At 32.8% G+C, this 25,187-nt stretch carries 24 protein-coding genes; 9 read left to right on the top strand and 15 right to left on the bottom strand.

All coding sequences use genetic code 11. The features are described 5' to 3' along the window. Positions 1–15: 15 nt before the first annotated feature. The 3 genes from K8354_RS01720 to K8354_RS01710 are packed head-to-tail and all read right to left on the bottom strand — an operon-like array spanning position 16 to position 2,728. A complete protein-coding gene (locus tag K8354_RS01720) occupies positions 16–1,476 on the bottom strand; it encodes a glycosyltransferase family 2 protein (protein ID WP_223444916.1) in 1,461 nt (486 codons plus the stop codon). A gap of 8 nt (positions 1,477–1,484) precedes the next feature. Beyond that, entirely contained in the window at positions 1,485–2,372 is an 888-nt protein-coding gene (locus K8354_RS01715; RefSeq protein ID WP_223444913.1) for a hypothetical protein, read from the bottom strand. Further along, positions 2,369–2,728, bottom strand: a complete 360-nt coding sequence (locus tag K8354_RS01710) for a response regulator (protein WP_223444911.1) — start codon at positions 2,726–2,728, stop codon at positions 2,369–2,371. The genes K8354_RS01715 and K8354_RS01710 overlap by 4 nt, the downstream gene beginning before the upstream one ends. An 814-nt stretch (positions 2,729–3,542) precedes the next feature. Here K8354_RS01710 and K8354_RS01705 point away from each other — a divergent pair. From K8354_RS01705 to ligD, 4 genes are all read left to right on the top strand, one after another. Further along, positions 3,543–3,899: a carboxymuconolactone decarboxylase family protein gene (locus tag K8354_RS01705; protein WP_223444910.1), complete on the top strand. Its 357-nt coding sequence runs from the start codon at positions 3,543–3,545 to the stop codon at positions 3,897–3,899. A 39-nt stretch (positions 3,900–3,938) separates the two neighbouring features. Then, entirely contained in the window at positions 3,939–4,325 is a 387-nt protein-coding gene (locus tag K8354_RS01700; RefSeq protein ID WP_223444909.1) for a hypothetical protein, read from the top strand. Between the two features lie 172 nt (positions 4,326–4,497). After that, positions 4,498–4,671 carry an arsenate reductase family protein gene (locus K8354_RS01695; protein ID WP_223444908.1) on the top strand — a complete coding sequence of 58 codons (174 nt, stop codon included), beginning with the start codon at positions 4,498–4,500 and terminating at the stop codon, positions 4,669–4,671. Between the two features lie 122 nt (positions 4,672–4,793). Continuing rightward, the gene (gene ligD / locus K8354_RS01690; RefSeq protein ID WP_223444907.1) at positions 4,794–5,714 is read left to right on the top strand and encodes a non-homologous end-joining DNA ligase; all 921 of its coding nucleotides are present in this window, start codon (positions 4,794–4,796) and stop codon (positions 5,712–5,714) included. Between the two features lie 305 nt (positions 5,715–6,019). On the opposite strand, the gene K8354_RS01685 is transcribed toward ligD, so the two are convergent. From K8354_RS01685 to K8354_RS01650, 8 genes are all read right to left on the bottom strand, one after another. Next, a complete protein-coding gene (locus tag K8354_RS01685) occupies positions 6,020–6,676 on the bottom strand; it encodes a BON domain-containing protein (RefSeq protein WP_223444906.1) in 657 nt (218 codons plus the stop codon). Between the two features lie 816 nt (positions 6,677–7,492). Beyond that, positions 7,493–9,706, bottom strand: a complete 2,214-nt coding sequence (locus K8354_RS01680) for a xanthine dehydrogenase family protein molybdopterin-binding subunit (RefSeq protein WP_223444905.1) — start codon at positions 9,704–9,706, stop codon at positions 7,493–7,495. Continuing rightward, positions 9,703–10,164 (bottom strand): (2Fe-2S)-binding protein, encoded by a 462-nt coding sequence (locus K8354_RS01675; protein ID WP_223444904.1) that lies wholly within the window; start codon positions 10,162–10,164, stop codon positions 9,703–9,705. Before K8354_RS01675 ends, K8354_RS01680 begins: the two co-directional genes overlap by 4 nt. A 256-nt stretch (positions 10,165–10,420) precedes the next feature. Next, positions 10,421–11,524 (bottom strand): lactonase family protein, encoded by a 1,104-nt coding sequence (locus tag K8354_RS01670; protein ID WP_223444894.1) that lies wholly within the window; start codon positions 11,522–11,524, stop codon positions 10,421–10,423. 2 nt (positions 11,525–11,526) lie between these two features. After that, positions 11,527–12,036, bottom strand: coding sequence for a pyridoxamine 5'-phosphate oxidase family protein (locus K8354_RS01665; protein WP_223444893.1), 510 nt, complete (start codon positions 12,034–12,036; stop codon positions 11,527–11,529). A gap of 12 nt (positions 12,037–12,048) precedes the next feature. After that, the gene (locus tag K8354_RS01660; RefSeq protein ID WP_223444892.1) at positions 12,049–13,812 is read right to left on the bottom strand and encodes a M14 family metallopeptidase; all 1,764 of its coding nucleotides are present in this window, start codon (positions 13,810–13,812) and stop codon (positions 12,049–12,051) included. A 43-nt stretch (positions 13,813–13,855) separates the two neighbouring features. Further along, positions 13,856–14,311 carry a pantetheine-phosphate adenylyltransferase gene (coaD, locus tag K8354_RS01655; RefSeq protein WP_223444891.1) on the bottom strand — a complete coding sequence of 152 codons (456 nt, stop codon included), beginning with the start codon at positions 14,309–14,311 and terminating at the stop codon, positions 13,856–13,858. A gap of 53 nt (positions 14,312–14,364) precedes the next feature. Beyond that, entirely contained in the window at positions 14,365–15,339 is a 975-nt protein-coding gene (locus tag K8354_RS01650; protein ID WP_223444890.1) for a D-alanine--D-alanine ligase, read from the bottom strand. Between the two features lie 92 nt (positions 15,340–15,431). Here K8354_RS01650 and K8354_RS01645 point away from each other — a divergent pair, with 92 nt between their 5' ends. Together K8354_RS01645 and K8354_RS01640 are read left to right on the top strand one after the other, a co-directional pair. Further along, on the top strand, positions 15,432–15,989 hold the full coding sequence (locus tag K8354_RS01645) for a PASTA domain-containing protein (RefSeq protein ID WP_223444889.1): 558 nt from the start codon (positions 15,432–15,434) through the stop codon (positions 15,987–15,989). Positions 15,990–16,053: 64 nt separating this feature from the next. Then, entirely contained in the window at positions 16,054–17,088 is a 1,035-nt protein-coding gene (locus K8354_RS01640; RefSeq protein ID WP_223444888.1) for an RluA family pseudouridine synthase, read from the top strand. A 261-nt stretch (positions 17,089–17,349) separates the two neighbouring features. Here the strand turns inward: K8354_RS01640 and K8354_RS01635 are convergent, their stop codons facing one another. Together K8354_RS01635 and K8354_RS01630 are read right to left on the bottom strand one after the other, a co-directional pair. Beyond that, positions 17,350–18,345: a YhdH/YhfP family quinone oxidoreductase gene (locus K8354_RS01635; RefSeq protein WP_223444887.1), complete on the bottom strand. Its 996-nt coding sequence runs from the start codon at positions 18,343–18,345 to the stop codon at positions 17,350–17,352. Positions 18,346–18,494: 149 nt separating this feature from the next. Beyond that, positions 18,495–18,965, bottom strand: a complete 471-nt coding sequence (locus K8354_RS01630) for a DUF6428 family protein (RefSeq protein WP_223444886.1) — start codon at positions 18,963–18,965, stop codon at positions 18,495–18,497. 153 nt (positions 18,966–19,118) lie between these two features. Here K8354_RS01630 and yaaA point away from each other — a divergent pair, with 153 nt between their 5' ends. Then, the gene (yaaA, locus tag K8354_RS01625; protein WP_223444885.1) at positions 19,119–19,877 is read left to right on the top strand and encodes a peroxide stress protein YaaA; all 759 of its coding nucleotides are present in this window, start codon (positions 19,119–19,121) and stop codon (positions 19,875–19,877) included. 74 nt (positions 19,878–19,951) lie between these two features. Here yaaA and K8354_RS01620 read toward each other — a convergent pair whose 3' ends face one another. Continuing rightward, positions 19,952–21,376, bottom strand: a complete 1,425-nt coding sequence (locus K8354_RS01620; RefSeq protein WP_223444883.1) for an L-serine ammonia-lyase — start codon at positions 21,374–21,376, stop codon at positions 19,952–19,954. An 87-nt stretch (positions 21,377–21,463) separates the two neighbouring features. After that, positions 21,464–21,802 carry a DUF2853 family protein gene (locus K8354_RS01615; RefSeq protein WP_223444880.1) on the bottom strand — a complete coding sequence of 113 codons (339 nt, stop codon included), beginning with the start codon at positions 21,800–21,802 and terminating at the stop codon, positions 21,464–21,466. A gap of 244 nt (positions 21,803–22,046) precedes the next feature. Here K8354_RS01615 and dnaK point away from each other — a divergent pair, with 244 nt between their 5' ends. Together dnaK and K8354_RS01605 are read left to right on the top strand one after the other, a co-directional pair. Next, complete coding sequence (gene dnaK, locus K8354_RS01610; RefSeq protein WP_223444878.1) at positions 22,047–23,954, top strand: molecular chaperone DnaK; 1,908 nt, start codon at positions 22,047–22,049, stop codon at positions 23,952–23,954. A 343-nt stretch (positions 23,955–24,297) separates the two neighbouring features. Next, positions 24,298–25,182 (top strand): metallophosphoesterase, encoded by an 885-nt coding sequence (locus K8354_RS01605; protein ID WP_223444874.1) that lies wholly within the window; start codon positions 24,298–24,300, stop codon positions 25,180–25,182. Positions 25,183–25,187 lie beyond the last annotated feature (5 nt).

The following is a 25,187-nucleotide window of genomic DNA, read 5'->3' as shown; positions in this document are numbered from 1 at the left end:
TATTTTCTATCCTAGTTAATTAATTCTATTTTTTTCTACACCCATTTCCATTTGTGTTTTCTGTTCATTAAATCCTGTTCGGGTCATTACTCCCCAGCCCGTATCGATATTAAATATTTTTTTGGCAAAACCTTTTAATTGTGCGAATAATAGAATAGGATGACTGTAAAACGGTTCTAAATAAGCCGCTAACAATAACTTAAAAATCATTTTTGGTTTAGAATAATGCGAGTAATTAGCAGTATACATTGAAACTGCAATTGTTGATAACACACAACCTGCGAGGTAAACTGCGATAAGAATCGGAAAAACAGTTACCCAATTTACACCCATAAAAAAAATAAGATATATGATATACAGTATTCCTAAAAACTCTACAATTGGCGCTCCTAGCTCAAAAAACACCCAATATGGAAAGAAGTATTTCCCCATATTACCATATTTTCTATTAAAAAATAGTGCTTTATGCTTCACAATAGTTTCCCATAAACCTCTTGCCCAACGATCACGTTGCATTACATATACTTTAAAGGTAGAAGGAGATTCTGTCCAGCATAAGGTCTCCGGAACATACACCACTTTATACTTTAATTTTAAATCTTCCATATGGCGTCTTAATCTTATACAGAGCTCTAAATCTTCACCAATGGTATCTTTATCAAAGCCCCCAACCTCTAGCAAGCGTTGTTTAGGATACAGTCCAAAAGCTCCAGAAACAAGCATTAAACCACCTATTTCTCCCCAAGCCATGCGTCCTAACAAAAAAGCACGAATGTATTCTACAATCTGAATTCTTGACAACAATTTTTTAGGTAATAAAATCTCTTTAATAGTACCATTTACAATCACAGAATCGTTCGCAATTCCTATGGCACCGCCACTAGCTATAATTTCTTCGTCTACTGCTTCTAAATAAGGCCTCACCATTTTTAACAAGGCATCTTGTTCTATAATACAATCTGCATCTGTACACAATACAAGATTAGATTTAGCATAGGCAACACCTGCATTAAGAGCATCAGAACGCCCGCCGTTCTTTTTGTCTATTACGGTTAAACTTGCATATTTAGGATTGTTACTTTTATAAATAGCTCTTATGGGAGCTGTTTTAATTTCTTTAGCACCTTTGTAAAAAGGAATGGCTTCCAAATTAAAAACACGAATTAATTGTTTTAAAGAATCATCTGTACTACCATCATTAGATATGATTAACTCATATAATGGGTATTGAAGAGATAGTAGCGATCTTACATTTGTAATAATTGTTTTTCCTTCATTAAAAGCAGGAGCAACAAGTGTTATAGAAGGAAGATCTTTGGCGCCTTTTACTAAATTTATATCTAAAAAACTGGCTTCTTGTCGGTTACGTTTAACTGCTTTTTTAGATAGAATAACGATACTTGTGTAAATAGCAAATAGACTTACTCCATAAAACAAAAACATAAACTCTATAATAGAATGGTAAAAACTGTGCATATTTATATTTATTTAGAAACGTGTTGATAATTACTACTTACTGCTCTTTGCATAAGTTCTGGTGCTTCTGGCAACCTTTGTTCAATTTGTTTTAGCCCAAGGTGATTTGGATCTAATTGATCTAGTGCTTCTAGCGCAACCTTAGCGAGCTGTTTATTATCTGAGTTAAGCTGCTCGTTTACATAATCGATATAATGATGCAGTTTAAAGTTTTTTATAATTCTAACCATCAATTCTCTGGTGATGTGATTATCCGCTTTTAAAGCTTTCTCAAAAGCGATAACATCAAATGGTGCTTCAATTTCCTGTAGTTTTTCTATAATACGAATTTGTTGCCATAAAGAGATAGGAATAGTAATATCCGGAAAAGAGTTTAAACTTTTCCATCCCATAAAAGTAATTAAAGCAATTTGCGCTTCTCTTTTTACGAGCCTGTTTTCGCCATCTTTATAATTCGAAATAATTAAATTATTCTCACTTAAATTTAACTCATAAGACAGCCAAATTGCTTTGGCTTTATCAAACCAATCTTTAGATTGTAATTTTTTACGCAAATCAGTATTCAATCCTAAATGATGAAAAAGTGTTTTTAAATTAGTGCTTTTAGAAAATTTAAAAACACAATTAACTTTTAAAAAAACATAAGCAACACTACTAAACTTGCTCTTATTATATTTCATATATCGAGACGCGTACTGCAGTTTTTTTATAGCTAACTCATTAGAGTCTTCTGAATAGCTAGAGGCAATGCCGTCTATAAGGTTTTCCTCTAATCTTAGATATTGCTTCTCTTCTAATTCATCATTACCCATACGGTTTAATAAAGAAAACCATAAACCTAATAATGTTATTGAAAATAATGTAATAACTAGATATGTTATTGTTAAGACAGTCATAATATATACTTAGAAATTAGCTCTTTTATTGCAGGAATAGGCGCTGGTAGTGAAATAAAATCTTTGACACCCATTTTTTCTAAACTTGCCGTCATAGAAGATTGAGACATTTGAGACATTACTACGATGCGCGTTTTTGGAGCGTTAAACCTTAGATCTTCTATGTACTGAAAAAAAAAGTTACCGTTAATAACCGCATCCGTTAAAATAAGATTGTAACGATTCTTTGAGATTGCATAGGCAACTTCTTCATATGTTCTTTTAATGGTAATATCTATATTTGGTGATTTTAACATCTTTTTTAGTAGAAATGACACACCTTGGTCATTATATACCAGAAGTATTTTTTTTGACATGGTAAAATGTATTTATAATTAACAGTACAATATTAAATACTATTAAGATATAATTAACTGACCCCCATCAGCCTAGCTATATTTATAAAATTAATTAGTTATTTAAGCACCAAAAACCGAACACATCATTCTTTTAACACATTAATCAAAATATTGATTTACAATTATTTAACTTATTTAATATTTAAAAATAGTGTTGTCCGATTAAAATTGGCTAAAGTGTTTTAAAGTATTGATAGTCTTGATTTTCAAAGGTTTTTAAAGTAGTACACCTTGCTATTAAAACCGCTTTAGAATTTATGATGTATCGAAAAATTTAAAACCGTAATACTATTGTTTTTCAGTTAGTTACATTCAAGTCTTTGTTCTTTATTCTAACAGCGAAAGCAGTCTTTTTATCTTTTATCGGACAGCCATGATTTAAAAAAGTTACTTTTATTTCTTTAGAAACACCAAGAATTAAAAGATTAAAAATTACTGCGAATATGTATCTTATACCATGAACGATTTGAATTTATCATAATATAAAATGATGCTTTTTTTCTTTATTTGAATTTAAAACATCAAGCATAGCCCTAGTACGGTTTATTTTTTAGGTGATAAAAAAAGGGTGTTTTATTGCGGTAAATTCAAGTAGTAGATGGTATTTATTTACTTAAAATAAAAGCCTATGTATAAAGGATTCAGAGTCTATTTGTCTGTTTTTAAAAAACTTTTAGAGGGGAATGAAACTAAATGATACACATCATTTCAGATGTTTTCATTTTAAAATAACTTTGATGACAAAGAATATCCAAATTTAAATAATTAGGTCATGATCAAAGAATTTCCAAAACATTATAACAACCTTTTAAAACTAATGGATCAATTAGGCGCTAAAATTCCAACTACAATGCAGGGATTTGAAAATTTGCACAAAGCAAGTATCGCAGACGGAGCATTAAATGCTAAAACCAAAGAACTTATTGCATTAGGTATAGCCATTACGGTACGATGTGATGGATGTATAGCCTTTCATGTTCACGATGCACTTGAATCTGGTGCTTCTTCACAAGAGATTACAGAAACAATTGGAGTTGCCATACTAATGGGAGGTGGTCCTTCTGTAGTGTATGGTTGCGAAGCTTTAGAGGCATTAAATCAATTTATCGCCTTAAAAGAGCATACATAACAAACATTACAATAACAAGTAAAAATTAAAACACCTGTAATGAAAAAAGAAAGTATGAATAATTCAGATTTACATTTTGAACATAAACAATGGCGAAGTGAACTCTCATTTTGGGAAGACGAATTAAAAACATTTAATAATCGCTTAGAAGAGTTGATTAAACGCTGGACAGACAAAAATGTATTGGCTCAGTTAGAGCATTTTCAAAATCAATTTATTCGTCAAGGTGAAGTCATTGACACTTTACAACACCACATTAATGTGCATGAAACCAATATGGTCACTCACGATGAAAAAGGGGAAAACGTCATAAATGTAAATTTAGCCAAACATCATGTTGCATTTAGGGATCGTATGGAAACGCAAAGAAAGATTTACGGCGATTTGAAGAAAGACTTCTATCGATTTCTTCCAAAATTTATGTAAAGCACTCATTATTCAATTTTTAGTAGTTCACTGATTTATATCATTGGCAACTTTCATTGAATGAACTAATTTCATAAAATGATTTAAAAAAAATACAATAGGAGAAATAGCAACATCAAATTGGGAAGTGACGCTATTTTATAACCCTAATTCTTGAATAGCAGAAAAAAAATTGGCATGTGGTTTAACAACTAGAGATGCAGATATTATAAAAACACCAATTACAGAAACACGGCTAGAAGAGCTTGCCGATAGACTTCATTTAAGTTTTGATAGATTGGTAAATAAAAAGCATTCAAGGTTTAAAAAACCCTTTAGAAACCCTAATTTAAGCAATGACGACTGAATAAAAGTAATGCACAAAAATCCTGAATTTATAAAAGACCCCAATGCAAAGCGAACAGACAAGACAATACTGGTAAAAACACCTCGTAAAATTGTAAAGATTATTTGTAAAATGTATTTAAAATGAGTTTAGATAAAGAAAAACCAATAATATGGAACGTTCGAGGGTATGAGTTACAAATTACTCATCCTAATAAAGTATATTGGCCTAAAGAAGGCTATACCAAGCTAGATATATTACAATACTATTTTGATATGGCGCCTACACTATTACCTTATTTTAAAGACCGACCTGTGACCCTGCATTACTTTCCGAAGGGTATTGAGGAGCTTTCTTTTTACAAAAGGAATTTTGAAGATGAAGAGGAAGATGAAAATCTATTTCACACCATTGCATACGAAGAAATTAGTCAAGATAAAACTATTCGAGTTCCATTGATTGATTCTGCTGCTGGTCTATTATTTTTTGCGTCTAGAGGTGGCTTTGAATTTCATCTATGGTCTTCAAAAGCAACTAATTATAGTTATCCTGATATGGCTATTTTTGATTTTGATGTAAATGAAAATGTTGCTTTTGAGACCGTACTGCAAGCAGCAAGTTATTTAAATGAATTACTAAATTCAATGAACTTAAAATCATATCCAAAGACAACAGGAGGCTCGGGTTTACATGTTTATGTTCCTATAGTTCCTAAATATTCGTTTAAAGAAGTAAGAGAATGGGTAAAACGTATAAACGACACATTAGCTAAAAAATATCCCAACTTGATTACTACCCAAAAAAAAAGCAAAAAAACGCATATTAGTAACAAAGTAACTGTAGATTATTTACAAAATGTCATCAGTAGAAATACAGCTGCTCCTTATACAGTTCGTGCCTATCCTAACGCTCCAGTTTCTGCTCCATTAACTTGGAAAGAGGTTAAAAATGGTGGTTTTCTTCCAAAAGATTTTAATATAAAAACGATGCCTAAAAGAGTAGAAAAATTAGGCGATTTGTTTTCAGAAGTGCTATCCATAAAACAACAAATTAAAATAGGATAATTAAGATAGTATAAAATAGTGTTTTCCGATTAAAATTAGCTAAAGTGTTTTAAAGTATTGATAGTATTGATTTTGAAGAGTCTTTAAAGTATACCTTGCTTTTAAAACCGCTTTAGAATTTATGATGTATCGAAAAATTTAAAATCATAATAATGTTGTTTTTCAGTTAGTTACATTCAAGTATTTGTTCTTTATTCTAATAGCGAAAGCGGTCTTTTTATCTTTTATCGGACAACAATGATTATAAAAATAAAGTAGCCCCTACCATTTTGTTTAGGTTGGGGCTACTTTACAAACTATCGTTTCTAATAATAAGAAACTTCCAATTCATTATCTACTTCATATACGCCGGGTGCATAGTATGCTGCCTTAAGCGCTTCATCTTTTTCTGTAAGTGAATGTACTTTACCTTTTAATTTCACTTTATGACCATCCACAGTTACCATAATATTTTTAGCTTCAAGATCTGCAGAGCGTTCAAAAGCTTTTTTAATTCTTTCCTTAATTTGATAAGGTTCCACAGCTTGTTTAATGGTAATTAAATTAGTCACACCTCTCACACCCTGTAAATTCTCAACAGCTCTTTTGGCTGAATCTTTTTGATAGGACCATGGCACTTCGCCAGTTAGGCTCACCCAACCGTCATCAACTTTAACCATCACTTTATTATTTGGTACCGAAGAATTCCATTCTAACGAACTAACGGCCACTTTTGCAATATCGGCGTCCGTTCTTGCAAAGGAATTGCCAAACTTTACCTCAATGTCTTCTGCTACTGCTTTAACTCCTTTTACTTTTTTTACGGCTTCTTCAGCTGCTCTCTTTTTTGCGTAACTACCCACTGTTCCAGTAAGAGTAACAATGCCATCTTTTACAATCACACCAATTTCGGTTTCATCAACGTTTGGTTGCCAAGCCAACTCATCGAGTACATCATCTCTGATTTCTAAATCTGTTTTCATTTTTAAAAAAATTTAATTAAACAATAATTTGTTCAGTGAAGATATAATCCATGTAAGTCTCAGGTAATGATTTATATCAGTCAACTTTCTATTTAAACCCTTTTATCATTTGTTTAACACATTGATTATCTGAAATCCGCTTAAAATTGTTTTGATATTATACCATTTCATGTTGTGTTATATCATTTATGATTTGGATTTACCGTAAAAATAAAATGATGACTTTTTTTCTTTTTTCTAGTTTAAAATAGGAAGCATAGCCCCATCGCTACGATTTATTTTTTAAATGATGAAGAAAGTAAAGAGGCGTTTTATTACGGTAAACTAAAGATGTAAATGGTATTCGCTTTAAACCAAATAGTTTTAAGAAAAATAAGACTTATTGAACCCATATTACCAAATAATGGAATTAGGTAGAGAGCAATTGTAAATTGCTTGGAACGAAAGACCCCAGTCGTATTTATAGAGATGAAGATTCGCTACTAGAAATCTATTTTCGTTTAAATAAGGAAAATGCAATTACACGTAGAATGCGTCAAATTTTAGAATTGTAAAAATGTTATATTCCTAATTTTTTTATTGAGAAAATTATTTTAACCACAATGAAAAAAAAGGAAATAAACTACCTAGAGGGCAGCGCCATCGAAGTCTCAAGCGGAAAAAATCTTATTTTTAGTTTGATGAAAATCCAAGTTTTCAAACTTTCCTATTGACCACCTGCGCAGAGCGTCGGATAATTTTATCAATTGTAAAAAGGCATTATTTTTTGATATATCCATGCGCTACTTCTAGGTTGTTTCTCCTAGGTTGTTTCTTCTAAACCAACCCTTCATCCATCAAAGGCAAACTTCGAATTCGTTTGCCTATCGCATTAAAAATAGCGTTACAAATTGCAGGTGCAATTGGTGGCACCCCAGGCTCTCCTACTCCGGTTGGTGGCTCGTCCATTTTATCCATAATTGCTACTTCTATTTTTGGCGCATCCTTCATTCTTGTCATTTCGTAATCAAAGAAATTATGTTGTTCCACGGCGCCTTCTTTTGCAGAAATTTTACCGTACAAAGCAAGCGACATTCCAAAAATGGCAGCTCCTTCTAGTTGATTAATAATATTGTCTTTATTTAATGCCAATCCACAATCTATGGTCGTCCAAATATGTTCAACTTTTACTTTTTCGTTTTTTACAGAAACCTCAACAATCGTTGCTACATAACTATAAAAACTATAGTGAATGGCAACTCCCAAACCGTGATTTTCAGGCAACTTTTTTCCCCAATTCGCTATTTTAGCAGTGTTTTTTAACACGTCTTTCATCCGTTTAGAATTATAAGGGAATTTAGACTTACCGGAGACAATGGTATCTTTCCCAATTAAATTTAAATGAAACTGCACCGGATCTATATTCGCCGCATGTGCCAATTCATCTACAAAAGAATTGTTACCAAAACCACTATGAATGTTCACTACAGAGCGCATCCAACCAATTCTTACATGAGCTTCTGCTTTCGAGTTTTCTAATCTAAAATTAGTAAGTTGATACGGATTGTTTGTAAACCCTTGATTCAGCTCAAAACCAGAAACATAATCAGACATCGGTTTAAAAGAAGACACAATAGATGGCATGGCAAGACGCTGCAACCAACCGGTAACGTTGCCTGCCTCATTTATAGAACCCTTTAAATACTGCACACTTGTGGCATGGTAAAAACTATGTTGTATATCATCTTCTCGCGTCCAAACTACTTGAACAGGTGCGTTTATTTTTTTAGAAATAGCAACAGCCTCTACCACAAAATCAGATTTTGATTTCCGACCAAAAGCACCTCCTAAAAAGGTAACATTGACCGTTATATTTTCTAACGGAATTTTAAAGAAGTGTGCAATTTCTGCCCTTGCCGTTTGCGGATCTTGCACAGGTGCCCAAACTTCTACGGTATCTCCTTGAAACCAAGCGGTTGCATTGGGTACTTCCATGGGTGCATGGACTAAAAACGGAACATGATATGTTGCTTCCACAATATTTTTAGAAGCATCAAAAGCACGATACACATTGCCATGACTACCAGGAACTAGTTTGCCTTTTTCATGCGCTCTTTGGGTGAGTTTTTCTTTGAATTTCTCAGTATCAAAAGATTGATTTTTACCGTAATTCCATTCAATATTTAAGTCTAATTTCCCTTGAAAAGCAGCCCAAGTATTATTTGCAATAACAACAACCCCGCCTAATGCTCCAAAAAACTTGCCTGTTGGCGGCACCATCCTATCTAATTGAAAAATAGTCTCTACACCCGCTATTTTCTTAGCATTTGTATCTTCATAACTTTTTACGGTTCCGAAAGTTACAGGACATCTTGCAATGGCAGCAAATTTTAGATTCGGAATTCGTATATCAATTCCGTAATTGGCAGTTCCGTGTGTAAAATCTTTTAAATCGACACTTTTTAACGTTTTTCCGATAAATTTAAAATCTTCCACTTTTTTTAGCTCGATACTTTCTTCAGCCGGTATGGCAACTTTAGAAGCTTCTTCTACCAAATCACCAAAGAACATTGTATCGTTATTTTGCGTATTGATGACATAATGGTTTGCAGCTTTACAAGCCGCTTCTGGAATATTCCATTTTGTGGCAGCGGCAGTAATTAACATCGCTTTTGCGGTAGCTCCCATTTTTCGCATCGGTTCTAATAACGTTCTTACACTTCGAGAACCATCTGTATTTTGATTGCCATATTTCGCATTTCCTGTGGCTTGTTTTACGGTGATATACTTCCAATCTGCTTCTAACTCATCCGCAATTGCGGATGCCAAAGAAGTTCTGATACCTTGCCCCATTTCTGAGCGTGAAGCAAGTAGTGTAATATGTCCGTCTTTTTGAATTTGCACAAATAAATTCGGTGTAAAAGTACCCGCTATCTGCGGAATAAATTCTTTTTTATCAGAAGATACGGTACATCCTAAAAGGATTCCACCCGAAGCCAATCCGAATAACTTTATAAAATCTCTACGTTTTATTTGCTGTATGGTACTCATATCTTTTCGTTTTTAAGTGCAACAGCTTTATGAATTGCTTTTCTAATTCTTGGGTAGGTTCCGCACCTGCAAATGTTTCCACTCATGGCAGTATCAATATCTTCATCCGAAGGATTTTCGGTGGTATCTAGCAAAAAAGTGGCTGCAATTAACTGCCCAGGTTGGCAATAGCCGCATTGTGGTACGTTGCCATCATGCCAAGCTTCTCGTAAAAACTCGAGATTTTCAGAAGATCCTTCAATCGTAAAAATTTCCTTTCCTATTCCGTAAGAAACGGGCATGCTACAAGATTTTGTCAGCTTCCCATTGATGAGCACAGAACAGGCGCCACATTGCGCTACACCACAACCAAACTTGGTTCCCGTTAAACCTACAATGTCTCTAATTGCCCATAATAAAGGCATGTCGTCTTGCACATCAATCGTGAAGATTTTTCCGTTAATTGATAAAGATTTCATGATGTATATCTATTTTAATGCAACAAGTTACGGAATTGAATTTAAATTTTAAGTAAACGGATTTAAAACCTTTTCTTTTAAAAAAAGTTTGATGCTCATTTGTCTTGAAAATAAAAAAGATATTGGTTTTTATAAACGCTAAAATTTACATTTTATGCCATTATACCTCTTTGAATTTAATTAAAAACTACTGAACACATCGATCATTACGTCGCATGATTTTTCTCCATAAAATTGAATGATGTTATTTTCGTTCTTAAAACAAGATACAAACAGGATCTGGAGCCGTAACTTCATCTACAAAAGTTAACTTACCGGTGAATTCATCTCTTTTAAAAGAAACCATATTATGGGTATCCCTATTGGCTACTAACAAAAATTTATTGTCTGGAGATAAAGAAAAGTTACGAGGATTCCCTCCTTTTACTGGTTCAAAACCGACCAAATTTAAACTTCCATTTTCTGCGTTTATTTTAAAGATAACAATCGAATTATGCCCTCGGTTGGATGCATATAAAAACTGACCGTCCTTAGAAATATGAATATCTGCGCCTTTAGTATATTCAGCATATCCTTCTGGTATCATAGAAATAGCTGTATCTACATAATACCTACCTTCTTTTTCTTTCACCAAAGAAACCGTGTTATTTAGTTCGTTTAAAACATAAATCCATTGATGATTGGGATGAAACGTAAGATGTCTTGGTCCTGCACCTTCTGCCATTTGTAATGTTTTTTGATCGGTAAAAACCAACTCTTTTTTAGTGGTGTCAATCGTAGAAAACCACAATTCGTTGCTTCCCAAATCTACAGAAATAATTTCTTTTTTAGCAGGGTGAAACCATGTTGAGTGCGCATGAGGCGCCGTTTGCCTGTCTGTTGTACCTTTACCTGTATGTTGCTGCACATGCAATAAAGGTGATAATTTACCTGAAATATTTGCTTGTAAAAAACCTACATTTCCTCCCGAATAATTAGCAACTAAAACCTGATTTTTATCATTTACCGTTATAAAACAAGGGTGCGCGCCACCTGATTTTGATTTACTTATCAATAAAAGCGAATCCTTTTCTATGCGATATGATTTTACAAAACCTGTTCCTTCTTCATTTGCTTCATCAACCGTAAAAAGCGTTTTATTATCAGTGCTTTTCGCCAAAAAAGAAGGATTGCTGGTTGCTGCCATCAAACCTATTTGTCTTAATTTTCCTTCTGTAGAAAGTTCATATTTATAAATTCCTTTGCTATCTCCGTTGGTATAAGTTCCAACAAAAAAATTAGTAACAATTTCTTCTTTCATTTTTGATTTTTGACAGCTAAAAAGGAGTATTAAAGCGAACAATAGTGTTATTTTTTTCATTTTTAATTTAAGTTTAATTGAGGAGCTTTCCAAGTAATTGTATCTCCCAATATAGAATACTTTTCACTGATGATAGTCGCTTTCTTGGGAGTGAATTTTATCAATAGATAATCTGTTGTTTTATTCTTGTAAAAATTTTTCCAGGCTGTTTTCCAATATTTTTCTTTTTCCATTTCACTATTCACACTATTTGCAGTGCCTTGTAAAGTAACATAGCTACCCGTTTTAGTATCAAAATAATACAGGGTTACATTTTTGTTTTTTTGTATTTGCTGTACTTTTAAACTTTTTGGTTTTGTACCCATCCAAACCGTAAAATCTTCTTCTGGTAAAAAAGGATCCATAGTTCTTGCATGTGCAATCCCTACAGAATCGATCGTTATGAGTGCACAATTTTTTGCATCTCTCATAATCTCTTTTGCTATTTCTTTTATCCCCTTTTTAATGGGTTTTGGAGCAGTATCGCAACTAGCAAAAAGGAAAACAAAAAAGAGAACAAACAAATATTTCATCAACAAAAAGGTTTAAAAAACTTTAAAAACGGGCAAACGTAAGTATGCTTTTTCATAATGAGGAGAATTCTTGTAAACGAAGTCTAGTTGCATTCTCGGGTTCTTTGCAAAATTGTCATCCGAAGACATTTTTTCATCCAACTGTTTTTTAAGAGATGGATTTTCTAACAATATTTTTTCTGCAAGATCTTCAAAAACATACCCAGAATAACCTTCCTTTTTCTGAAGAACGGTATCGAAAAAATTCCAATTAAAAAAGGAATCTGTAGCCGCTGCTTCCATCGTTTCTAGTATATAACGCACCCCATTTTGATCTGTAGGAATGTAAAGGTCTCCTTCTTTAAAATTGATATTTTCTGTTGTTTTAGAAGTTTTTGTATTGTAATGCAAATAATGCCCTTCATAAGGCGATTTTCTAGTTTTAAAATCTTGTATATGATTTACTTCGACTGCAATTATGGTATCTTTTTTAAAAGTTGAAAATTCAATATTATTATTCTCTAATCTTTCGATAACATCATGCCAACCTTGAGGTAAAATATAGGCTTTCGGAATGGTAATTTCTTCGGTAACCACAAACTCATCATAATATTTTACTTCTTTGACAAAAGGTTTATTTTTATCATAAAATAATCGCTTTCCATTGGTTACTTTACTGTCAACTATTTCGCCTTCATACCCTTTAAAATTTAAAGTTCTAAATTTTTCTCGATCTACTTTATACTGAATTGGGTAGGTTTTCTTTGCTAAAATTTCTTCGGTTGCTTTAGAACGCAAATCTTTAATCATTGCTGAATTTTCTTCGGTGAAATCAAATGCAGAAAACATCAATTCATAGGTTTGTTCCACTCTAATTTTATACGGTTTTAACATGTGTGTTTCTACCATTAAACCCAAGGTATGAAAGAGAGTTGTATAACCCGTAGAATATCTTGGCGAATCGAAAAACTGCGAAAAACCTGCTTCGGGTGTCGTGCCCCAAACATTTACATACGGCGTAATATGAATTCCTTTTGTTTCTAAAGAAGTTTCTAATTGCGGTCGCATTTCATTTTGTAAAAACGCACCTAAACTGCCCCCTAACTTATTGTGCTGCGTAAATAAATGGGTAATGGCATATTGATAATCGGCACCATTACTTACGTGATTGTCTATAAATACATCTGGGTCTACCGCATGAAAAATTTCTGCAAAAGTAGCTGCATTTTTGGTATCTTGTTTGATGAAATCTCTATTTAAATCGTAGTTTCTAGCATTTCCTCTAAAACCATATTCTAAAGGACCATTTTGATTGGTTCTTGTATGCGAATTTCGATTTAAAGATCCACCAACATTGTACACAGGAATGACGCAAATAATCGAATTTTTATATTTCTCTTTGATAGAATCGTTCTGAACAATGTCTCGTAACAACATCATGGAAGCGTCAATTCCGTCTGATTCTCCTGGATGAATTCCGTTGTTAATTAAAATTCTATTTTTTTGCGAATCCTTAATTTCATCCACATTATAAATTCCTTCTCTATTATAAACCACCAAATGCAGAGGTTCTCCTGAATCTGTTTGCCCAAAAGAGAACAAAGAAATCTGACTATAAGCTTCAGACAACTCTGTATAATAAGCAATTACATCCTTATATTCTGGAGTTTCTGTTCCTTTTGAAGTTTCAAAACGTGTGGTAAAATCAATATTTTCATTAGAGGATTTATCACAAAAAATCAACAAAAAACAGCAAGAAAAAAGCACTATAATTTTTAAGGGTACGCTTGGTTTCATTTTTATTCTATTTAAATATTTGCTACTAAAAAAACAATGTAAACTACTGAAATCTAACTGGTTTAGGAACTAACTTTGTATAATCGCCATGATTTCTAATCACATCTCTTACAATAGACGACGAAATGTATGAGGTATTTGCGGATGTTAATAAAAAGACGGTTTCAATAGGCGCTAAATCTCTGTTTGTATGCGCAATAGACTTTTCAAACTCAAAATCAGCAGGATTTCTTAAGCCTCTTAAAATAAAATCTACCTTATTTTTTTGACAAAAATGAACGGTTAAACCCTCGTAAGTAACTACTTTTATTTTAGGTTCGTGCTGAAAACAATCTTCAATAAACTTTTTACGCTGCTCTAAAGAAAACATATATTTCTTATCGGCATTGATACCAATTGCGATAATGAGTTCGTCAAATAATTTTACGCCTCTTTTAATAATATCAAAATGTCCTAAAGTGATGGGATCGAAAGATCCGGGAAATATTGCTCTTTTCATGTATTACTTTATGTTTTTGATGATTTTCGTGGTTTTGATTCACAAACCTTAACTTATTTTAAAGCCATTTGAATGGAATTGTCAAACAATTCATGTAATGAAATTCCTGCTTCTTTAGCTTGTTGCGGTAAAATGCTTTCTAACGTCATTCCTGGCACCGTATTAATTTCGAGAAAATGTGGTTCTCCGTTTATCAAAATATATTCAGCTCTAGAAAAACCAGACATATTTAAAACTTTATACACTTTTTTAGCAACTGTCTCTACACTATTTTTTTCTTCTAATGAAATTCTAGCTGGCGTTATTTCTTGTGATTTTCCTTCATATTTTGCCTCATAATCAAAGAAATCATTTTCCGAAACAATTTCTGTAATTGGCAACACTTTTATGGCACCTTTATATTCAATAACACCGACAGAAACTTCTGTGCCGTCTAAAAAAGATTCTATTAAAATAGCGGTATCTTCTTTGTAAGCGGTTTCAATTCCTTGCAAAACTTCTTCTTTTGTATAGGCTTTAGAAATGCCGTAGCTAGAACCTGCATTATTGGGTTTTATAAAACAAGGCAGCCCAACTTTGGCAATTATCTGATCTGTATCAATGCTATCTCCTTGATTTAAATAAACAGAAATGGCCGTTTTAATACCGTATTCTTTTACAACACTCAATGTATCTCTTTTGTTAAAAGTCAATGCCATTTGATAAAAAGGTGCAGATGTATGTTTGATGCCTAACAGCTCTAAATAACTTAAAATCATTCCGTTTTCTCCAGGATTTCCGTGAATTGCATTAAAAACACAATCGAAAATGGTATTTGTAATCCCTTTTAGAAACGAAAAATTATTTTTATTGATTTCATATTCTACGTCATCATCATCTAAAGCAACCCACTTTTCTTTTAAAATATGAACTCGAAAAGGATTGTATTTTTCGCGGTCTAAATGGTTAAAAACAACATTTCCACTTTTTAAAGAAATGTTCACTTCGGATGAATATCCGCCCATTATAATAGCAATATTTTTTCTCATCAGTTTTAATTATAGAAACAAATTTATCAAAATATAAATAGAAACAACAACGTTTAGTTTTTATATATTTGTCATCTAACAAAAAACATTTTATGAGTATTTTTAAGTTTCTTAAAAGCAAATCGTTTTTTAAACAAATTGCCATTGCCGTTATAGGTTTTGTGATCTTATTTTTTGGATTAAAATTTTGGTTGAATATTACGACCAATCATGACCAAAAGATACAAGTTCCTTATTTACACAAATTGACAATTAAAGAAGCTGAAGAAAAATTAACAGCGTTAAATTTAGACTTTAAGGTGATTGATAGTGCTAGTTACAATCCTGAATATCCTAAAAAATCTGTGATAGAACAAAGTCCGGAAGCTGGCGACTTTGTGAAAGAAAAACGTAAAATTTACTTAACGCTAAATCCTTCTAAATATAGAGATATTACGATTCCTGATTTAAACGGTCGTACAAAAAGACAAGCGATTTCTGAATTACAAGCCATTGGTTTTATAGTAGGCACTGAATTTACCTATGTAAAAGATATCGGAAAAGATGTGGTTAGAGGCTTAAGACACAAAGATAAAATTTTAAACCCTAATGACCAATTGCCCAAAAACTCTATCATAGATTTGGTTTTAGGTGATGGAAATGGAAATTAGTATTCAGTACTCAGTATTCAGTATTTAGTATTCAGTATTCAAAAAATAACTTAACTTAAACGATTTGCAAGAAAACGATTCTCGAGATTTAGAAAATGATGATTTGTATGAACATTACAGATTTACAGCAAATGTTGGTCAAGAACCTCTGCGTGTTGATAAATTTTTGATGAATTTCATAGAAAATGCTACCAGAAATAAGATACAACAAGCTGCGAAAGCTGGAAATATTTTTGTAAATGATCTTGTTGTAAAATCGAATTATAAAGTAAAACCTAAGGATGTTGTAAAAGTAGTTTTAGCGTATCCGCCAGCAGAAAACTTATTGGTTGCCGAGGCTATTCCTTTAGATATTGTTTTTGAAGATGATACTGTAATTGTAGTGAATAAACCTGCCGGAATGGTGGTGCATCCTGGTCACGGAAATTATTCTGGAACCTTAGTAAATGGCTTAATTCATCATATAGAAAATTTACCTACGAATTCTAATGAGCGCCCTGGTTTGGTGCATCGAATTGATAAAGACACGAGCGGATTGTTAGTGGTTGCTAAAACCGAATTTGCTATGGCACATTTATCAAAACAATTTTTTGACAGAACCACAGAACGGTTCTACTATGCCTTAGTTTGGGGAAATGTTGAAGAGGATGAAGGCCGCATTGAAGGAAATATAGGTCGAAGTTTAAAAAATCGTTTGCAAATGGCTGTCTTTCCTGATGCCGATTTCGGAAAACATGCCGTAACGCATTATAAGGTTTTAGAGCGCTTAACTTATGTAACTTTGGTTCAATGCAAGTTAGAAACAGGGAGAACGCATCAAATAAGAGCCCATTTTAAACATATTGGTCATACCCTTTTTAATGACGAACGTTATGGAGGTGATGACATTTTAAAAGGAACAACCTTTACAAAATACAAACAATTTGTTCACAATTGCTTTAAAGTGCTTCCAAGACAAGCTTTGCATGCAAAAACTCTCGGTTTTACGCATCCTAAAACTGGAGAATTTATGCAGTTTAATTCAGAAGTTCCTCAAGATATTACAGATTGTTTAGAAAAATGGAGAACGTATAGTGAAAATTCTAAAGAAGAATTTTAATCAACAAAAGTTTATCGAATACTTCTTTGACTTTTTTATTGTAGATTTTGAGAAGCCCTTAAACCGGTTTTATTATGCTGTACTTGTCATTTATTTGAATTTCGCCTACTACTAATATTTCTTTTTTTAGTTACCCTTGTCAATCTTTGCAAAAATTTCAAATTTGTTCTCTTGTGCGTTTTCAAGTTTTATAAAAACACTTTTGTCTATCGCGTTTTTATGAATAAAAAGACATGACTTATACATATTTTACAGCAGTTTTTAAGCTTGCATGTTTACAATAGTTCTTCCTTTTAATTGTCCAATCAGCATTAAATCAATCTTTTCGGTTAATTCATTTAAAGATATTTCTGTGCACGTATTCTCTAATTTTTCTAGCTTCCAGTCTTTAGATAATTTATGCCATAAAAATTCTCGATGCGACATTGGGTAATTTTGCGAATCAATACCGATAAGACTTATTCCTCTTAAAATAAAGGGAAATACGGTTAAATTAAGTTTTGGTGAAGCAACATTACCGCAACAAGTAATCACACCCATCGGATTTGTAGATTTTATAATATTCTCTAAAATAACACCTCCAACAGTATCTATACCGCCAGCAAATACGGGTTTTAAAAGTGGTTTTGGAGCTAAGGATTCAAAATCGTTCCGCATGATAATCGTGTCTGTCCCGAGATTTTTTAAATATTCCCGCCCTGATTCTTTGCCCGTAATTCCAGCAACTTGATAGCCTAGCTTTTTTAAAATAGAAATGCTTAAAGCGCCTACTCCACCTGTAGCGCCAGAAACAATAACCTCTCCGTCTGCTGGTTTTACAGTTTCTGTGAGTTTTAATACCGACATCGCGGCAGTAAAACCTGCCGTTCCTATAATCATCGCCTCTTTCATGGAAAGAGTTTCGGGCAACCTTACCGCCCAATTTTCAGGCACGCTAATAAACTGACCAAATCCTCCGTCTGTATTCATTCCCAAATCATAACTGGTAACGATTACTTTATCCTGAGCCTTAAATTTATTCGATTTTGAAGTTACCACGGTTCCAACCGCATCAATGCCTGGCGTATGCGGATAATTTCTAGTAACCCCTTTATTACCACTTGCAGATAGCGCATCCTTATAATTTAGAGAGGAATAATGCACTTTTATCAACAAATCTCCTTCTGGCAAATCACTTATGAATCTTGATTTTATCCCCCTAGTAAAAATACCTTCCTTTTCTTCTACTACTAATGCTTTAAACGTTTCCTTCTTCATAACTAATTTTATCTTTTTTAAATCTGAACCTTGTTTTTATTTTATGCATACAAATGCCTTAAAAATAGACTCTTTTTTAGAGGTTATTTTGCTTTTGAGCGAAGTTAGGATAAATTAAGTTTAGAAACAAACGATAGAAAAAATCCATTTTAACAACAGCCCGAATTGGGTTTGCAAGCAGTTAATGTGCCTTTTTCAGAAATACGAACTCTTGGCTTTTCTTCAGGAATTCCGCAAGCTTCTTTTGCCAAACAAGCAGTTAATTTTGAAACTAATAAGAAGTTTTTTCCGTCAAAATCTAAATTGTATTTACCAATAGTTTCTTTACCTTGGTATTCTACTTCAATCTCTAAATCATCAAATTTGAATATCTTCTCTGAAAGTTCGATGATGTGTAATAATTTTTCAGGATGTAATCTATGGTCGTAATCTTCTTCTTCCCAAAGCTGAAAATTAATTACGACTTCGCTTCGAATCTTACCGCCACAATCGATAAAATCTTTGATAACTTTCCCGACTTCTGTAACATGAAAGTGAGGAGCAACTAATTCACCATTTGGTAATTGAAAACCTATTTTTTCTAGATGCTGTAAATGATTTTTTATTTCTGATAATTTCATACGTTTTATTTATTGCAATATTACGATTAAATAACATAATAACCCTTTATTATTTATTTTTATAATAGCATTATCAGATTTTACTGCCTAAATATTTTGACAAAACTAAAGCGAAATTGTATTTTTATAGCCTAATATTGTAATTCAAAAAAAATGAAAATCATTATATCCCCAGCAAAATCCTTAGACTTTGAAAGCAGTGTGCCCACAAGTTTACACACTCAGCCACGCTTTTTGGATAAATCTGCAACACTTAATAAAAAACTAAAGTCGCTATCTAAAAGTAAGCTATCAAATTTAATGAAAATTTCTGATGATTTGGCTTCTTTAAATTATGAGCGCAATCAAACTTGGCAAACACCTTTTACAAAAGAAAACGCCAAACAAGCTATTTATGCTTTTACAGGTGCCGTTTTTCAAGGGATTGATGTTAATTCTTTATCCGAAGAAAAAATACCATTATTGCAAGAAAATTTAAGAATTTTATCGGGTCTATATGGTTTGCTAAAACCTTTAGATTTAATTCAGCCATACCGTTTAGAAATGGGAACACGTTTAAAAGTGGGTAAAAAAGATAACTTATACAAATTTTGGGATGATGCTGTTGCCAAAGCTTTAAATGATGAATTAGCAGATGACGAATTGTTAGTGAATTTAGCAAGCACGGAATATTTTAAAGTGATTCCAAAAAAAGTTTTAAAGGTTGATATGATTACACCCGTTTTTAAAGATTTTAAAAACGGAGAATATAAAACAATTATGACCTACGCTAAAATGGCACGTGGTTATATGGTTCGTTACATAATTGATAACAACGTAAAAACAATCGAAGATTTAAAAGGCTTTAATATAGAGAAATATCGTTTTTCTGAAGAATTATCTAAAGGAAACGAATTGGTTTTTACAAGGTGATTAAGAGTTGCTAGTCGCAGTTAGCAGTATTCAGTTTCTCACTGTTAACTGCTACTGCTTTCTGAATACTAAATTTAACAATCTACAATTCTAACAGTTACCGCCAAACCACCCTCTGAAGTTTCTTTATAATTCTTATTCATGTCTTTGGCAGTTTCCCACATGGTATCAATTACTTCATCTAAATGCACCAAACATTCTTTTGGATTAGTCTCTAAAGCTATTTCTGCTGCATGAATTGCTTTTATGGCCCCCATAGAATTACGTTCTATACAAGGCACTTGCACCAACCCACCGATAGGATCGCAGGTTAATCCTAAATGATGTTCCATGGCTATTTCTGCGGCCGACAAAACTTGTGCTGCCGTTCCTCCTAACAATTCTGTTAACGCCCCTGCAGCCATTGCCGATGAAACACCAATTTCTGCCTGACAACCACCCATTGCTGCCGATATCGTTGCGTTTTTCTTAAAAATACTACCAATTTCGCCCGCAACTAATAAGAATTTTTTAATTTGATTAAAATCAGCTTCATGATTTTCTATGACCAAATAATACATTAAAACTGCAGGAATTACCCCAGCACTTCCGTTTGTTGGTGCAGTAACAACGCGTCCTAAGGCGGCATTTACCTCATTTACAGAAAGCGCAAAACAACTTACCCATTTTAAAATTTCTCTAAATTTTACTTCTGTGCTTCTAATAGCCGTAATCCATTCTTTCGGATTTTTATAACTCGTATCTTTTATTAATTTTTGATGTGTATCAAAAGCACGCCTTTTTACATTTAATCCTCCAGGCAATCTACCCTCTGTATGGCAACCAATGTACATACTCTCTAACATTGTATCCCAAATTCGATGCAATTCAAAATCAATTTCATCGCCAGATCTTAACTCCAATTCATTTTTTAATACAATCTCTGAAATTGGTAGATTTTCTTTTTCACAATATCCTTCTAGTTGAATTGCTCTATTAATAGGATACGGAAAGTTTTTTTTATTAATTTCTATTTCCTCTTCTAAATTATCATCTTCTTGAACAATAAAACCTCCTCCTATAGAAAAATAGGTTTCAGTTGATATTTCTTCCTCTTTGGAAAAACCTTTAAAGGTAATTCCGTTTGCATGAAATGGTAAAAACTCACGATTAAAAACAATAGCACTTTTTAAGAAATTTATTTTTTTACCGCCTTTAAAATACAATTCTTCTTGCGTATTTATTCTGTCTATAATGATAAAAAGATCTTCAATCGGAATATATTCCGGATCGGCTTCACTTAAACCTAATAAAATGGCAACATCTGTAGCGTGTCCTTTTCCTGTTAAAGACAACGAACCGTATAAATGCACCTCTACTCGATCTAGAGCCTCTAACAGATTGGTGTCTCTTAATTTCTGAACCCACGCTATGGCAGCTCTCCAAGGACCCAATGTGTGCGAGCTTGATGGACCTACACCAATCTTCAACATATCAAAAACACTAATAAATTGCGACATTCTTAATTTTTAAAAGATAAACCGCGTAAAAGTAAAAAATCCAACGCAATGAGTTGGATTTTTTTATGAAAATTAAAAAGTTCTATTTTAACTATAAATAGATTCTTTTCCAAATTCAACAGCTAACATATAATATACAACCGCTCTGTACTTACTTCTTTCAGATTTCCCTATGGCTTCAATTACTTTTGCAATTGCTGTATCTAAAGCGTCAGTATCTGGTAAACCTAATTTTTTTATTAGAAAATTATTTTTTACGGTTGCTAACTCTTTCGCATCAGAACCAGAAACAGTTTCTGCGTCTCTTTTATAGATTGATGGTCCTAAGCCTTTTGTAACCGCTTTTAATAAATTTAAATCGTATGATAGGCCTTTGTCGTCCATAAATTTAGAATACTGTGCTACTTTTTCGTCAAATTTACTCATGATTTTGTGTTTAATAGATTATTTAATGTTTTGATTCTTAAAGAACAAGTCAAATATAAGGAAATTAAAATAGTTTTTATATTTGATACAGTTCTACTTTTAAGACACCATTTATGTCAATATGTCACATCAATTTTATTAAAAAAAATTAAAACTGACATTTTCCTATCAAAAACTCGTTGGCATACAGTTTGACTAAAAGAAATTGTAAATTGAAAACGAATTTTTAATAAAAATAAATATTATGAGTAAAATTATAGGAATAGATTTAGGAACAACGAATTCGTGTGTTTCCGTAATGGAAGGAAATGAGCCCGTTGTTATCCCAAATGCCGAAGGAAAAAGAACAACTCCCTCAATTGTTGCCTTTGTAGAAGGAGGAGAACGTAAAATTGGTGATCCTGCAAAAAGACAAGCTGTTACAAACCCAACAAACACTGTTTCTTCTATCAAACGTTTTATGGGAAACAAATTCTCTGAATCTTCTAACGAAATTAAAAGAGTTCCTTATAAGGTAGTAAAAGGAGATAATGATACACCAAGAGTAGATATTGATGGTCGTTTATATACACCTCAAGAAATTTCTGCAATGGTATTACAGAAAATGAAAAAAACAGCTGAAGATTATTTAGGGGCTGATGTTTCTGAAGCTGTAATTACTGTACCTGCGTATTTTAACGATGCACAAAGACAAGCAACCAAAGAAGCTGGTGAAATTGCAGGTTTAAAAGTAAGAAGAATTATAAACGAACCAACAGCTGCTGCTTTAGCATATGGTTTAGACAAATCTAACGATGATAAAAAAATTGTTGTTTTTGATTTTGGTGGTGGAACACATGATGTTTCTATCTTAGAATTAGGAGACGGAGTTTTTGAAGTATTAGCGACTGACGGTGATACACATTTAGGTGGTGATGATGTGGATGCAAAAATTATTGACTGGTTAGCTGATGAATTTAAAGCGGATGAAAACATGGATTTAACAACAGATCCAATGGCTTTACAACGTTTAAAAGAAGCTGCTGAAAAAGCGAAGATTGAATTATCTTCTTCTGCATCTACTGAAATTAACTTGCCATATATTACGGCTACTGCTTCTGGACCAAAACACTTGGTAAGAACATTGTCTAGATCTAAATTTGAGCAATTAATTGATGATTTAGTAAAAAGAACTATTGAGCCTTGTGAAACTGCTTTAAGAAATGCAGATTTATCTAAGTCTGATATTGATGAGATCGTTTTAGTTGGTGGTTCTACAAGAATCCCTGCTGTTCAAGAAGCGGTTGAAAAATTCTTTGGAAAAGCGCCAAGTAAAGGAGTAAACCCTGATGAAGTTGTTGCCTTAGGAGCTGCAATTCAAGGTGGTGTTTTATCGGGTGATGTAAAAGATGTATTGTTGTTAGACGTGACACCTTTATCCTTAGGTATTGAAACAATGGGAAATGTTTTCACGAAATTAATTGATGCAAACACAACAATCCCTACTAAAAAATCGCAAGTATTTTCTACAGCAGTAGACAATCAACCTTCTGTAGAAATTCACGTTTTACAAGGTGAAAGAGCCATGGCTGCTGATAATAACACTATAGGACGTTTCCATTTAGATGGATTACCACCAGCACAAAGGGGCGTACCACAAGTTGAAGTAACGTTTGATATTGATGCCAATGGTATTATTAAAGTATCTGCGTTAGATAAAGGCACAAACAAATCTCATGAAATTAGAATTGAAGCTTCTTCTGGATTATCTGAAGAAGAAATCAAAAAAATGAGAGCAGAAGCAGAAGCAAATGCAGATGCCGATAAAGTTGCAAAAGAAACTGCAGAGAAAATTAACGGTGCAGACTCCATGATTTTTCAAACAGAAAAGCAATTGAAAGAGTTTGGTGAAAAATTATCTGCGGATAAAAAAGAACCAATTGAAGCGGCTTTAGTAGCATTAAAAGCGGCACATGAATCGAAAGATTTAGCACAAATTGATGCTGCCATGGAAAAAATCAACGAAGCTTGGAAAGTTGCCTCTGAAGAGATGTATGCAGCGCAAGGTGGAGCTGAAGGAGCGCCTGGAGCAGAACAACAAGGTCAACCAAAATCGTCTAACAACGAACAAGGAGACAATGTTGAAGATGTAGATTTCGAAGAAGTGAAATAAGTGAAATAGTATTTTGTTTTTCACAAAATACGTAATTGAACTTGTCCCATTTTTTTGCGGGATCTCAAAATAGATATTTCTAAATAAACGGATCTCAAAATAGATATTTCTAAATAAACGGATCTCAAAATAGATATTTCTAAATAAGCAGATCTCAAAATAGATATTTCTAAATAACCGGATCTCAAAACAGTTATCTCTAAATAACCGGATCTCAAAATAGATATTTCTAAATAACCGGATCTCAAAATAGTTATTTCTAAATAATTTTAGAATCTAAAAACGCAATCATTAATTTGATTGCGTTTTTTATTACAATATATTTGTACATTACGAAACTCACATGAAAAAAATAATAGTACTTACAATTTTAATTGGCATTATTTCTTGTGCTAAAACAAATTATTCACCGTTTAAAATTGGTGTAATTGCAGATTGCCAATACTGTAATTGTGATGTTAAATGGAACCGCTATTATAAAAAAGCACCACAAAGATTAAAAGAAGCCGTTACCACTTTAAATAAGGATTCTTTAACTTATACAATTCATTTGGGTGATTTTATCGATAGAAATATTAGGAGCTTAGATAGTGTTTTACCAACTTGGAATGCTTTAAACGCTAAAACATATCATGTTTTGGGCAACCATGATTTTGATGTGGGTGCAACCAATAAACTACGAATGCTCAATAAATTAAATTTAAAAAACAGATACTACAGCTTTGTAGAAAAAGATTGGCGTTTCATTGTTTTAGACGGAAACGATTTGAGTTTTTATGGCACCACAACTAAAAAGAAGGAACAACAAACAGATTCTCTTTTCAATTTATTAGAAGGTAAAGATTTACCCTATTTAAAAAAATATAATGGAGCTCTAAGTACAGATCAATTAAACTGGATTCGCAAAGAATTGGATGAAGCTGTTAGTAAAAAACAAAAAGTGGGCTTTTATTGTCACTTTCCTATTTTCCCTGTAGATCAACATAATATTTGGAATAGAGAGCAGTTTTTATCACTTATAAAACCCTATAAAAATGTCAAGGTATTTTTTAATGGTCATAACCATGCAGGAGCCTATCAATTTGTTGATAATGTGCATTATTTAACTTTTAAAGGAATGGTAGATACAGAAAACACCTCTGCTTTTGCCAAAGTAAAATTTGATAAAGACACGATTTTTATTGAAGGATATCAGCGCGAACCTTCTAGAAAATTAGTCATTAAATAAAACAG

The organism is Polaribacter litorisediminis (assembly GCF_019968605.1).
GTDB classification, from domain to species: Bacteria; Bacteroidota; Bacteroidia; order Flavobacteriales; family Flavobacteriaceae; genus Polaribacter; species Polaribacter litorisediminis.
The sequence above is the reverse complement of the archived record's forward strand: the minus strand, read 5'-3'. Positions and strand labels throughout refer to the sequence as shown.